The 13034-nt window shown below is 76.0% G+C and carries 8 protein-coding genes; 3 read left to right on the top strand and 5 right to left on the bottom strand.

Features of this window, described 5'->3' with window-relative positions; genetic code table 11:
• Positions 1 to 31: 31 nt before the first annotated feature.
• A complete protein-coding gene (locus tag HHL19_RS17220; protein WP_169090508.1) occupies positions 32 to 1432 on the top strand; it encodes a GH1 family beta-glucosidase in 1401 nt (466 codons plus the stop codon).
• Between the two features lie 19 nt (positions 1433 to 1451).
• Here the strand turns inward: HHL19_RS17220 and helR are convergent, their stop codons facing one another.
• The 3 genes from helR to HHL19_RS17205 form a co-directional block, all read right to left on the bottom strand.
• Positions 1452 to 3611, bottom strand: coding sequence for an RNA polymerase recycling motor ATPase HelR (helR, locus tag HHL19_RS17215; protein ID WP_169091142.1), 2160 nt, complete (start codon positions 3609 to 3611; stop codon positions 1452 to 1454).
• A gap of 170 nt (positions 3612 to 3781) precedes the next feature.
• Complete coding sequence (locus tag HHL19_RS17210) at positions 3782 to 4111, bottom strand: hypothetical protein (RefSeq protein WP_240983187.1); 330 nt, start codon at positions 4109 to 4111, stop codon at positions 3782 to 3784.
• A 177-nt stretch (positions 4112 to 4288) separates the two neighbouring features.
• On the bottom strand, positions 4289 to 4885 hold the full coding sequence (locus HHL19_RS17205; RefSeq protein ID WP_169090506.1) for an HD domain-containing protein: 597 nt from the start codon (positions 4883 to 4885) through the stop codon (positions 4289 to 4291).
• A 336-nt stretch (positions 4886 to 5221) separates the two neighbouring features.
• Between HHL19_RS17205 and HHL19_RS17200 the strand changes: the two genes are divergently transcribed.
• Together HHL19_RS17200 and HHL19_RS17195 are read left to right on the top strand one after the other, a co-directional pair.
• Positions 5222 to 6871, top strand: coding sequence for a phosphodiester glycosidase family protein (locus HHL19_RS17200; RefSeq protein ID WP_169090504.1), 1650 nt, complete (start codon positions 5222 to 5224; stop codon positions 6869 to 6871).
• Positions 6872 to 7032: 161 nt separating this feature from the next.
• Positions 7033 to 9852: a SpoIIE family protein phosphatase gene (locus HHL19_RS17195; RefSeq protein WP_169090502.1), complete on the top strand. Its 2820-nt coding sequence runs from the start codon at positions 7033 to 7035 to the stop codon at positions 9850 to 9852.
• Positions 9853 to 9996: 144 nt separating this feature from the next.
• On the opposite strand, the gene secD is transcribed toward HHL19_RS17195, so the two are convergent.
• Positions 9997 to 12300, bottom strand: a complete 2304-nt coding sequence (gene secD, locus HHL19_RS17190; RefSeq protein ID WP_206325279.1) for a protein translocase subunit SecD — start codon at positions 12298 to 12300, stop codon at positions 9997 to 9999.
• A 129-nt stretch (positions 12301 to 12429) separates the two neighbouring features.
• Positions 12430 to 12891, bottom strand: a complete 462-nt coding sequence (locus tag HHL19_RS17185; RefSeq protein ID WP_169090500.1) for a hypothetical protein — start codon at positions 12889 to 12891, stop codon at positions 12430 to 12432.
• Between the last annotated feature and the right edge of the window lie 143 nt (positions 12892 to 13034).

Here is a 13034-nt window from a genome sequence, read left to right as displayed (position 1 = left end):
CCCTCCCTCACCTTCTTGGAGTTGCCTCCTCATGACCGCTGTCGACGCACGCCCCGAGTCCTCCGCGACGCTCCGTTTCCCGGAGGGTTTCCGCTGGGGCACCGCCACCGCCGCGTACCAGATCGAGGGCGCGGCCACGGAGGACGGCCGGACGCCGTCCATCTGGGACACCTTCAGCCGGACGCCGGGCAAGGTGCGCAACGGCGACACCGGTGACATCGCCGCCGACCACTACCACCGGGTGCGCGAGGACGTGGCGCTGATGCGCGAGCTGGGGGTGACGGACTACCGGTTCTCGGTGGCGTGGCCGCGCGTCCAGCCGACCGGGCGGGGGCCGGCGCTCCAGAAGGGCCTGGACTTCTACCGGCGGCTCTGCGACGAGCTGCGGGAGGCGGGGATCCGGCCGGTGGCGACGCTGTACCACTGGGACCTGCCGCAGGAGCTGGAGGACGCGGGCGGCTGGCCGCGCCGGGAGACGGCGGAACGGTTCGCCGAGTACGCGGGGATGACGGCGGCGGCGCTCGGCGACCGGGTCGCGACCTGGACGACGCTGAACGAGCCGTGGTGCGCCGCCTTCCTGGGGTACGGGAACGGGGTGCACGCCCCGGGCCGGACCAGCGACGCGGACGCGCTGCGCGCCGCGCACCACCTGAACCTGGCGCACGGCCTCGCGGTGGGCGCGCTGCGGGAGGCGCTGCCGGCCGGGTCCGAGGTGTCGTTGACGCTGAACCTGCACGTGGTGCGGGCGCTGACGGAGTCGGCGGAGGACCTGGACGCGGCGCGCCGGATCGACGCGGTGGCGAACCGGATCTTCCTGGACCCGGTGTTCCGGGGCCGGCTGCCGGAGGACCTGGTGCGGGACACGGCCCGGGTGACGGACTGGGGGTTCGTACGGGACGGGGACCTGGCGGCGATCTCGGCGCCGATCGACTCGCTGGGGCTCAACTACTACTCCCCCACGGTGGTCGCGGCGGGGTCCTCGGAGTCGCCGTCGCCGTGGGCCGGCGCGGAGCGGCACGTGCGGTTCCTGCCGGCGCCGGGGCCCCGGACGGCGATGGACTGGCCGGTGGACGCGGACGGGCTGTACGAGCTCCTCGCCCGGCTGCGCGACGAGCTGCCGGGCGTACCGCTGGTGATCACCGAGAACGGGGCGGCGTACGACGACTACGCGGACCCGTCCGGGCAGGTGCGGGACCCGGAGCGGGTGGCGTATCTGCACGGGCATCTGGCGGCGGTGCGCCGGGCGATCGAGGACGGCGCGGACGTGCGGGGCTATTTCCTGTGGTCGCTCCTGGACAACTTCGAGTGGGCGTTCGGGTACAGCAAGCGGTTCGCGATCGTGCACGTGGACTTCGCGAGCCAGCGGCGGACGCTCAAGGACAGTGCCCGCTGGTACGCGGAGGTGATCGCGCGCGGCGGGCTGCCGTCCTGAGCGTCCGGCCCGCCGCCGGTCAGGCCGTGGCGAGCACGGCGAGGCGCTGGGTGGCGCGGGTCATCGCCACGTAGTGGTCGACCGCGCCCTCGATGCCCTCGCCGTACGTCTCCGGGTCGAGGAGGACGACGAGGTCGAACTCCAGGCCCTTGGAGAGGCTCGGGGTGAGCGCCCTGACCCGGGGACGGTCGCCGAGGTCGGGGAGCCGGCCCTCGGCGGCGATGACGCAGGCGACGCCGTCGGCGTTCCCGGCGAGCCAGTCGTCGAGGAGCGCGTCGAGTTCGCCGGTGGTGCCGTGGTGGACGGGGAGGCCGGAGGCGCGCACCGAGGTCGGCACGTTGGCGTCCGGGAGGGCGGCGCGGATGACCGGCTCGGCCTCGGTCATGACCTCTTCCGGGGTGCGGTAGTTGATGCTGAGCGAGGTCATCTCGACGCGGTCGAGGCCGATCCGCTCCAGGCGCTCCCGCCAGGTCTCGGTGAAGCCGTGGCGGGCCTGGGCGCGGTCGCCGACGATGGTGAAGCTGCGCGAGGGGCAGCGGGCGATCAGCATCTGCCACTCGGCGTCGGTGAGTTCCTGGGCCTCGTCGACGACGACGTGGGCGAAGGGTCCGGCGAGCGGGTCGCCGGCGGCGACGGGCAGTCCGGCGTCGTCGACGAGGCTGTCCTGGAGGTCCTTGCCGAGGAGCATGGTGACGGCGCCCTCGCCGTCGTCGTCGCCCCGCACGATGTTGTCGATGACGCCGGCCATGCGCTCCTTGCGGGCGGCGAGGGTGGCCTTCTCGCGGCGCTTGCGGGCGCTGGACCGGGGGTCGCCGAGGCGCTGCCGGGCGGCGTCGAGGTAGGGCAGGTCGGACTCGGTCCAGGCCTGGGCGTCGGCCCGCTGGAGGGCCCGCACCTGGTCCCGCTCCAGCCAGGGGGCGCACAGGCGCAGGTAGGCGGGGACGGTCCACAGGTCGCCGACGAGGTCGGTGGGCTCCAGCATGGGCCAGGCCCGGTCGAGGGTGGAGACGAGCTCTCGGTCGTGGCGCAGGGCGCGCTCGAACAGGATGTCGGGGACTTCGCCCCGGGTCTTCTCCTTCAGGAGGGTGACGAGCTCCTCCCAGATCAGCTCGCGGGCCTCGTTGTGCGGGGTGCTGGGGCCGGGGGCGTCGAAGACCTCGGCCCAATCGTCGGCGGTGACGGTGAGGTCGCCCCAGTCGGTGGTGACGTGGGTCGGTCCGGTGGGGGGCTCCTCGTAGAAGCGGACGGCCTTCTCGATGCCCCGGACGAGGGCGGCGGAGGACTTGAGCCGGGCGACCTCGGGGTCCTTCTCGGGGCGGACGGTCGCCCCTTCGGGGACGAGGTCGCGGACGGTGCAGGTGCGCACGCCCTCCTCGCCGAGGCTGGGCAGCACGTCGGAGACGTAGGCGAGGTAGGGCTGGTGGGGGCCGACGAAGAGGACGCCGCCGCGGCGGTGGCCGAGCCGGGGGTCCGAGTAGAGGAGGTAGGCGGCCCGGTGGAGGGCGACGACGGTCTTGCCGGTGCCGGGTCCGCCGTCGACGACGAGGGCGCCGCGCGAGCCGGCGCGGACGATGGCGTCCTGGTCGGCCTGGATGGTCGAGAGGACGTCGCGCATCCGCTCGGAGCGGTTGGTGCCGAGGCTGGCGATGAAGGCGGACTGGTCGTCGAGGGCGGCGTGCGCGTCGAGGCCGCCCTCGGTGAAGACCTCGTCCCAGTAGTCGGTGATCCGGCCGCCGTTCCAGCGGTAGCGGCGGCGGCTGGCCAGGTCCATCGGGTGGGCGTGGGTGGCGGCGAAGAAGGGCTCGGCGGCGGGCGAGCGCCAGTCGACGAGCAGCCGGTTCCCGTCGCTGTCGGTGAGGCCGAGGCGGCCGATGTAGAGGGGCTCGGAGCCGTCGGCGGAGACGATCCGGCCGAGGCAGAGGTCGAGGCCGAAGCGGCGCAGGGCGCGCAGCCGGCCGGAGAGCCGGTGGACCTCCAGGTCGCGCTCCATCGCCTCGCGGCCGGCGCCGCCGGGGGCGCGGAGGACCGCGTCGAGGCGCTCGGAGAGTTCGGCGACGGCCTGGTCGAGGCTCTCGGCGACGGCGGCGAAGTGCTTCTCGTCGTCGGCGATCAGCGCCGGGTCGGCCTTGGCGGCGAGACGGTCGGGAAGCTCGAAGGGGCCGGTGGTCCGCTGAGGCATGGGCACGCGCGCAATCTCGTTTCAGCAGGTGAAAGGGGTGAGGTCTGCGATTGTGCGGCATCCGGGGGGCCTTGCCGCAAGGCCCCCCGTGCGCTATATCTTGAACATGGCGGGAGGAGCTCCCGCCTTTCGCATGTCCGGGCACCGGTCCGTCCGTGCGCCCGGGTCCGTCAGCGGGTGTCGCCGGTCCAGTCGAAGCGCGCCGGATCGCCGGCCCGGGGTCCGTACACGGCCTTGCCCTCGGCGCCGTAGCGGCTCAGCTCCGTCTCCAGGACGGCGCCCGCGCGTATCTCCTCGCCGGTCCAGTCGGTGACGTCGAGCAGCAGCCCGTCGAGCGGGCCGCCGACCAGCTCCGCGTAGGCCCGCCCGGGGCGCGGTCCCGGGCGCGGGTCGTCGTGGTCCTGGCCGTAGACCCGACCCCTCAGCAGTTCCTCGTCACGGTCCCCGCCCATGCCGCCGCCCTTCCCCCCGCCGCCGGGACTCCCGCTCTGCCTGTCCATGGCCCCAGGGTGACAGCCGCCACTGACAACGGCCCGCCGGCCGGCTCCGTACGGATGTTCCCACGGGCTCCGGGGAACCCGACGGGCCGTCAGTCCGTCCCCCGGGACGAACCACCGGAGCTCTCTCCGGCCGCCCCACCCGGAAGGACGTCGATGTCGAACCCCAGCGGGGCAGGCTCAGGTCACGGCGTGTCCGTGCGCGGCGGCCAGGGCGTCGAGCTCGGGGTCCCCGTACAGACGGCGCAGGGACTGGAAGACGGTGACCTTCTCCGGTCCGAAGCGGGCGATCCTCGTCTCGAAGGTGTCGGGGGAGACGAAGCGGGGCGGGGTGCTCTTGCTGTGGAACTTGTCGGCGTACATGACCATCCGCTCCTCCGGCGTGACGGGCACGTAGTCGGCGGGCGGGATGGGCAGGCCCTGCGCGAGGACGTCCTCCTGGGTGAGGCCGACGCCGGTGTGGCAGGAGCAGAAGCGGCAGAGGGTCTCGGGGAGGCCCTCCTCCGCGAGCAGCCGGTGGCCGAGGACGCCGTGGGTCACGTAGGAGGCGCCGTCGACGCGCCCCGCGGAGTCGTACAGGCGGTAGACGCCGATGTCGTGGAGCAGGCAGCCGGCGCGGACGAGGTCCGCGTCGACGCCCCGGCCGTGTCGGGAGAGGAGCTGCTCGGCGACGGCGGCGACGATCTCGCAGTGGGTGAAGACGAGTTCGAAGGCGGCGTCGCTGGGGGCGTGCTTCCGGTGCAGCGCCCGGATTTCGTCATATGAGGGGATCTCCACACCGGAAGGATAGCCGGGTGGGTCTCCGCCCCCGCCGGGGTACGGCGCGGGCGTGACGGCCGGGCGCCGCGCCCTTCGGGGCCGGTGCCGCCGGGGTCTGTCCACCGCGCGCCGCGAGCCGGACCCGGGGAACAAGCCGGACCCAGGAGACGACTCGGACCCGGGAGACGCGCCGATCCCAGGGAAGCAGCCGATCCCAGGGGACGAGTTGCGCCCAGGAGAGGGGAACCCAACCTTCCACCGCTCTGCCACGGGAGTCGAACTGCGCGTCACCGTCCGGTAACTGACGGCTTGTTCCCTCGATATCCAGGCAGTTCCCACTCGGGAAGGACTCCCATGCAGCGCAGGCCCCTCCTCATCCTGGTGGCCGCCGCGGTCCTGTCGACCGGGTCGTCTGTGCCCCTCACACAGGCCCGGCCCGACGGCCCCGCGGTCGCCCCCCGCGCGGCCTCCGCGCCCGCCCCCGCCGCACCGGCAGCCGCCGGACCCGCCGCCGCCCGACCCGCCGTCGCCACGCGCCACCCCGTCCACTCGGCCACCCGCGTCACGAGCACCCCGGCGCCGGGCGTGACGCTCACCTCCCTCACGTACGGGACGCGGGACGCGGACGACTACTGGACCGTCCAGGTGAACCTCCCCCGGCAGCCCGACGGCCCCCTCACCGGCGCGCCGCTGGCGCTCGGGCCCCACGACACCGCGCTGCGGGTCGCGAAGGCCCTGGGCGCGGCCGGCTTCAGGCCGCGCGTCGAGCGGGTGACCACGCCGGCGTACGCGGACCGGCCCGCGGGGGTGCTCGGCTGGACGGTGCGGACCCGGCGGTACGCGGACGAGGCCGCGGCGACCGCGCTCGTCGCCCGGCTCAAGACCGCCGGCTTCACCGCCCGCACCCGCTACACGGCCCAGGACGGCGGCGACGAGGACGCGCCCCAGCGGGTGCACGTCCTCCGGGTCGACCTCGACGTCTTCGGCGGCCGTCTCGCCGCCGACCACGGCCCCGCGCTCAAGGGCACCGAGAAGCTGACGGACCTGATCGGCGCCTCGGGCGCCGTCGCGGGGATCAACGGCCAGTGGTTCTACAACAGCGCGCCCGGCGGAATGTACGTGCGGGACGGCCGGATCCTCGGCTCCGCCACCCGGGGACGGGCCGGCGTCCGCCTCGACCGGGGCGGGCGCTCCCTCGCCGTCGACACCTTCACGACCCGGGTGACGGTGACCGCCGGCGGCGAGACGGCCGAGGTCGACGGGATCAACCGGCTCCCCGGCGAGGTCTGGAACTGCGGCGGGGTCGGCGGCGACCAGCCCACCGAACGCCCCCAGCACGACTTCAAGTGCACCGACGCCAGTGAACTCGTCCGCTTCACCCCCGAGTGGGGCGCTCCCCCGGCCGGCGCCGGAGCTGAGGCCGTCCTCGACGCCCGGGGCCGGGTGACCGCCGTGCACACCTCGCGCGGCGCGGCCGTCCCGGCCGGCGGCTCGACGCTCCAGGCCACCGGCGACAGCGCCGCCTGGCTGCTGCGCACCGTCCGGGCCGGCGCCGTCCTCTCCTTCGACGAGCGGATAGGGGACGGCCAGGGCCGGGCGGTCGCGCTCGGGCCCGACACGACGATCCTCCAGGTGGGCCCGTCCCTGGTCCGCGCGGGCCGGGTGGCGGTCAACGCGGTGGGCGACGGCATCGTCCGCGAGGGCCCCGACCAGTCCTTCACCTACGAATGGACGGTACGCGCCAACCCCCGGTCCATGATCGGCAGGGACGGCGAGGGGCGGCTGCTCCTCGTCGTCGCCGACGGGCGCAACCCCGGTGTCAGCGAGGGCCTGAGCATCGACGGCGCCGCCCGCCTGATGCGCTCCCTGGGCGCCCGCGAGGCCCTCAACCTCGACGGCGGCGGGTCGAGCGTCCTCGCGACCGCCGCCGGGGTCGTCAACCGGCCCTCGGACACCGCGGGCCAGCGCTCCCTCGGCAACGCACTGCTCCTGCTCCCCCGGTGACGCCCGCCCGGCGGTGACTCCCGCCGCGCCTCGGCGGAAGTCACGACCGACGGAAGACGGGCGGAGACGGACGGGAGACGGGCAGGAGTCGTGACAGGCGGAGGGCGCCCCGAGCGGCGAGACTGGGCCTGGACCGGGTGTCGACCGCAGGCAGGTGCAGCATGTCCGAGGACGTCCCGCCCCCTCCCGGCCCGGAGGGGGCGGCCGCGCTGGGCGGTGTGGCGGTGTCCGTGCTCGACCACGCCGTCCTCGACGCCGTGTTCTCGCAGTCCTCGGTCGGCGTGCACGTGCTCGACCGGGAGCTGCGGCTGGTCCGGGTCACCGGCGCGGCGCTCGCGATGCGGGGCGTCGCGGAGGAGGACGTGCTCGGGCGGCCGGCGGTGGAGGCGTACCGGCGCTTCGGCGTCGAGGTGCGGGAGGACGTGCTCCGCGAGGTCCTCGACGGCGGGCCGCCGGCCCGGGACGTCCTGGTCCGGGGCCGGACGGCGCGGGACGCGGACCGGGAGCACGTCTACTCGGTGTCCGTCTACCCGCTGCACGCGCCGGGGCCGGACGGCGCGGAGCGGCCCGCGATCGGGCTCGTCGCCACCGTCACGGACGTCACCGACCGGATCCTGGCCGAGCAGCGGCTCGCCCTGCTCTACCAGGCCCGGGAGCGGATCGGGCGGACGCTCGACGTGGAGCGGACCGCCCGCGAGCTCGTCGAGGTGACCGCGCCCGGCTTCGCGGGCTCGGTCGTCGTCGCGCTGACGGACGCGGTGCTGCGCGGGAAGCCGCCGGAGCTGCGGCGCGCGGGCGAGACGCCGCTGCTGCGGTGCACCGCGGTGGGCGGCTCCGGGCAGGGGGACGCCGGTCAGCCGCTTCCGGAGCCGGGGGCGGTGCTGCTGCCCGGGCTGTTCGGCGAGCGGCTGCCGGACGGTCCCGAACTGTGGCGGTGGGACGGTGAGGTGCGGATCGTGGCACCGCTGTCGGTGCGCGGGCAGCTGCTCGGCGCCGTCGCCTTCCGGCGGCCGCCGGGGGCCGACCCGTACACCGAGGACGATCTCGCCGTCGTCGAGGGGATCACCGCGCACACGGCGACCTGTCTGGAGAACGCGCTCCGCTTCACCCGCGAGCACACCGTCATGACGGCCCTGCAGTCCTGGCCGCTGCGGCCCGACGGCGAGACCCGGCACGCCGTGGAGCTCGCGCAGCGGCACCGGCCCGGAGGCACGGGCGGGGGCTCCTGGTTCGACGTCATCGCGCTGCCGGGCGCGCGGGTAGCGCTGGTGGTCGGTCAGGTGGAGCGGCCGGGACTGAGTTCGGTGGCGACGATGGGCCGGCTGCGGACCGCCGTGTACAGCCTGGCGACGCTCGACCTCGCCCCGCACGAACTGCTGGCCCGGCTCCACGCGGTGACGCGGCGGCTCGCCCGGGAGCAGGGGCCCGCGCACGGGAAGGGGCAGGGAGGGGACGAGCCGGCCGCGAGCTGCACGGTCGCCGTGCACGATCCCGTGACGGGCCGGCTCGACCTCGCCAGGGCCGGGACGTCGCTGTGCGTCGCCGTCCGGCCGGACGGCTCCCTCGACGCGGACCTGGTGGACGAGGGGCCGCTCCTCGGCGACGACGGCCCGCCGTTCGCCTGCTCCTCCCACTTCCTCCCGGAGGGCACCACCCTGTGCCTCGCCTCCTCGGCCCGCGCGGACGGCGGCCCGTCGCGGGCACGGGTGGCGGAGGCGCTGGCCGCCCCCGACCGGGGCACGCACGCGATGGCGGACGAACTGGCGGCGCTCCTCGCGCCCGAGCGGGTCCTCCTCGTCGCCCGCACCCTGCGGCTGCCCGCCACGGACGTCGCCGAGTGGGAGGTGCCGGGCGAGCTGTCGGCGGTGGCGCCGACCCGGCACGCGGCCGAGGAGCGGGTGCGGGAGTGGGGCCTCGGGGTGGAGCCGCTCACCGTCGAACTGATCGTCAGCGAGCTGGTCACCAACGCGGTGCGGCACGGCGCTCCGCCGTACGCCCTCCGGCTGCTGCGGGGCGGGTCCACCCTCACCGTGGAGGTCCGCGACGGCGCGGCCACCGCCCCGCACCTGCGGCACGCGAAGGCCGGCGACGAGGGCGGCCGGGGCCTCCACATCTGCGCGATGCTGGCGGACGCGTGGGGCGTGCGGCACGACGGCGCGCGGGGCGAGGCGGAGCCCGAAGCCGTGGTTGGCGGCGATCGCGCGGATGTGGTCGGCGGAGAGGGAGCCCTGCCGTTCCAGGACGAGCGCGGGCAGACCGGAGCGGGTGTGACCGGCGGTGCGGTGGAAGGCCAGGATGCTGACGGACGTCGGCCGGTGGAAGGGATGGCGGCGGCGGGCGGCCTCCTCGTCGGCGTGGGCCAGGATCCGGACGCCCTCCTCGTCGCCGAACTCGTCGACGAGGCCGTCGGCCCGCCAGTGCGCCGGCTCGTGGTCGCGGCCGGTGAGGTGGCGGGAGCGGTTGACGGAGGCGACGGCGAGGAAGTCGCCGCCGGCGAGGGCGAGCGCGGCGCCGAGGAAGGCGTGCGAGGGGCAGCGGGTGCCGGGCGCGATGACCTGGACGGTGGGCCGGCCCCCGTCGGCGGCGACGAGCGCCTCCGGGACCCGGCCGGCCGCCGGGCCGCGCAGCCCGATGGGCCCGAGCCCGGTCAACTCGTCCATCAGCGACCTGGCCTGCTGCCAGGGCACCCCGTCCGGAAGCCGCGTCCAGTCGAACGCGGCCGGCAGGCGCTCCGGCACGGTCGTCACGCTCGCGGTCCGCCCGGCCGGGCGCCCCTGCATCCGGTTGACCCGCTCCACGACCTCCCGCTCCGGACGGAAGCTCAGCGCGTAGAAGTTCCCGAACCCGTACGCCACGGCCTCCCCGCCCGCGACCGCACCCGCCGCTTCCCGTACGTCCTCCGGCTCGTCGAGCACCAGGGTCTTCACCGCCGCGGCCTGCTGAACGCCCACGGAAACCACCTCCGCGTCTTCGTCATGTGATCGTTTGACGCGTGCAACGACCCAGCACCCCCACGGTCACCCGAACCGCCCCATCGGCCGAACGGATACGATCCCGAGCTCGGTCAGGGCTGTCGGGGCGCGCGCCGGGCCGGGTGGCGCCGGGCGCGCGCCGCTCCTGGTGGCTCAGACGACCGCGCCCGTGGGGTCGGCCGGGCGGGGGGTCTTCGGGCGGGTGGGGGGCTTGGGGGTACGGGTCTCCAGGGTGACGGTCAGGGGGAGGGCGGTGAAGACGGTCGAGGCCATGCCCAGGAGGACGCCGGCCAGGAGGGCCACGGAGAAGTCCGTGAGGGTGTCGCCGCCGAGGACGGCGAGGGCGGCGAGGACGAAGAGGGCGCCCATGCCGGTGTTGACCGTGCGCGGGAGGGTCTGGGCGACCGCGCGGTCGGCGAGGTCCGCGAGCGGGAGGCGGGTGCCGGTGCGGCGGAGTTCCCGGAGGCGGTCGAGGACGACGACCGAGTCGTTGACCGAGTAGCCGACGACGGTCAGCAGCGCCGCCAGGAAGACGCTGTCCACCGGCTTGCCGAGCCAGGCGAAGAGGCCGACGACGAGCAGCACGTCCTGGGCCATCGCGGCGACGGCCGCCGCCGCGTACGTCCAGCGGAAGCGGACGGAGAGGTAGGCGAGCTGCGCGGCGACCGCGAGGCCGAGCGCGAGGAGCGCGTGGGTGCGGAGCTCGCCGCCGAGGCTCGGACCGACCAGGTCGTCGCGTTCGACGGTGACGGGGCCCGCGGTCTCCGTGAGGGCGTCGGTGATGCGGCGCTGCGCGGAGTCGTCGGTCTCCCCCACCCGTACGGTCACCTCCCGGCCGTCGTCGCCGGTGGCCTGGACCACGGCGTCGGGGAAGCCCGCCGCGGCGACGGCCGCACGGGCCGCGTCCGCGTCGACCGGGCGGGTGGCCGCGTACTGGACGTCCCGGCCGCCGGTGAACTCGACGCCCAGCTGCACCCCGCGCACGCCGATCCCGGCGAGGGCGGCGAGGAGGAGGACCGTGCTGACGGTGAACCAGCGGCGGCGGTGGACCATCAGCCGCGGGGCCCGCCGGGCCAGCCGGGTCCGCAGCCGGCCGAGGTTCGCCATGCCGGTGAGCGCGGGCCTGCGGCGTACGGCGGGCAGGGCGAGGGCCACGTCGGCGAGCAGCCGGGTGATCACCATGGCGGTGACCATGGAGGCGACGACGCCGAGGGCGAGGGTCACGCCGAAGCCCTTCACCGGCCCGGTGGCGAAGGCGAAGAGGAGGCCGGCGGCGAGGAGCGTGGTGACGTTGGAGTCGGCGACGGCGCTCCACGCCTTGGCGAAGGCGGTGGCGAGCGGGCGGCGCGGGTCGCGGACGGCGGTGGTGCGGCCGAGGGCCGCGTACTCCTCCCTGGCCCGTTCGAAGACGAGGACGTTGGCGTCGACGGCGATGCCGACCGCGAGGACGAAACCGGCGAGGCCGGGGAGCGTGAGGGTGGCGCCGAGGGCGACGACCGCCGCGTACGAGAGGAGTCCGTAGAGGAGCAGGGCGAGCGTGGCGAGGAGGCCGAGGAGCCGGTAGACGGCGATGACGAAGACGCCGGTGCAGGCGAGGCCGATGACGGCGGCGAGCGCGCTGGCGCGGATGGCCTCGGCGCCGAGCGTCGGTCCGACGGTGCTCTGTTCGACGGTGGTGACGGGCAGCGGCAGCGCGCCGCCCTCGACGAGCGCGGCGAGGTCGCGGGCCTCCTCGGCAGAGAAGCCGCCGGTGATCTGGGTGGAGCCGCCGGCGATGCCGGCGCCGCAGGTCACGCCGGTCTGGACGGCGGGCGCGGAGACGATGCGGTCGTCGAGGACGATCGCGACCCGCCGGGCCGGGTCGCCGGCCGGTGCGCAGGCTGCCTCGCCGGTGAGCCGGGCCCAGTCGGCGGCGGCGCCGTCGCGGAAGGCGAGGTCGACGGTCCAGCCGCGGCCGCTCGTCGTGTCGAGGACGGCGTCGGCGCTCTTCACGCCGTCGCCGGTGAGGGCGGGCGCGGCGAGGGTGAGGAGGCCGCCGCCGTCGGGGTCGGGGAGGACGCGGGTGCCGTCGTCGGCGGTGCGGCCCTCGGGCGCGGCGGCGGTGGTGCCGGTGACGGCGTGGACGGTGAGCTGGGCGGTGCGGCCGATGACCTCGGCGGCCTCGCGGGGGTCGCGCAGGCCGGGGAGTTCGACGACGATCCGGTTCTCGCCGGCGCGGGCGAGCGACGGTTCGGCGACGCCGAGGCCGTCGACCCGCTTGCGGAGGACTTCGAGGGCGCGGTCGGTGGCCTCGGCGTCGGCGCGGAGCGCGGGGGTGTCCTGGGTCTCCAGGACGATCCGGGTGCCGCCGCGGAGGTCGAGTCCGAGGCGGGGCTGGGTGGTGAGGGCGGTCCAGAGGGCGAGTGCGACGACGGCGAGCGCGAGGAGCGCGCGCCGGAGCACGGCGGACGAGGGCATGGGTCCTCCACGGGCGGTGCACGGCCACGCGCGCGTGGCGGTGGTCCGTGCGGGCATGACGGGGGTACGCGCGCGTGGCCGGGGCGGCGGGCATGCCGAGGGCCCGGACGGCGGCGCGGTGGAACGGCGTCAGCTGTGCCGGGTGGAGGGCGGACCTCGGGGGTCGCGGGGGTCGTACGGGAGGCCGGGCGGGGCGCGCTCCCGGCGCGGGTCGGCCGCCACGCGCCCGCGTACGGGCGTCGCGTCCGCGCCCCGGACGGCCGGGGGTGCGACGGGCGGCGCCGGGAACCGTACGGACTGCTCGACGGCGGCGGGCAGTTCCGCCGCCTCGGCCCCCGACAGGTGCGGGTCGGGCGCGGGCGGCTCCGGAGCCGACGGGGTGACCGTCGGCGTGACGGCGGCCGGTTCCGGCACCTGGCGCGCGGCGGGCGCGGGCCACGCCGGGACCGCGGCGACGGACGCCGGGGTGGTCGCGGCGGCGGGCGCGGGCGCCGCCAGGAACGTGCAGAGCACGCACAGGAACGCCGGGAGGAGCCGGAGCAGCGTGCGGGCCGCGCGGGTGCGCGCGGGCGGGCGCCGGCTCGTGTGCATCGTCCGCCCTCCCCCGTCTCCCTCGTGTCCTCGCGTCGGGCCAGCCTAGACACGTCGCGGTGGGGGCGGGACACCAGGTGGGATGAGTTGGGATGAGTACGGGGTGAGTACGGGCGCCCATGTGGGGGCGGGGGCCGCGGGCG

This window comes from Streptomyces sp. R302 (assembly GCF_012927245.1).
Taxonomy (GTDB): Bacteria; Actinomycetota; Actinomycetes; order Streptomycetales; family Streptomycetaceae; genus Streptomyces.
The sequence above is the reverse complement of the archived record's forward strand: the minus strand, read 5'-3'. Positions and strand labels throughout refer to the sequence as shown.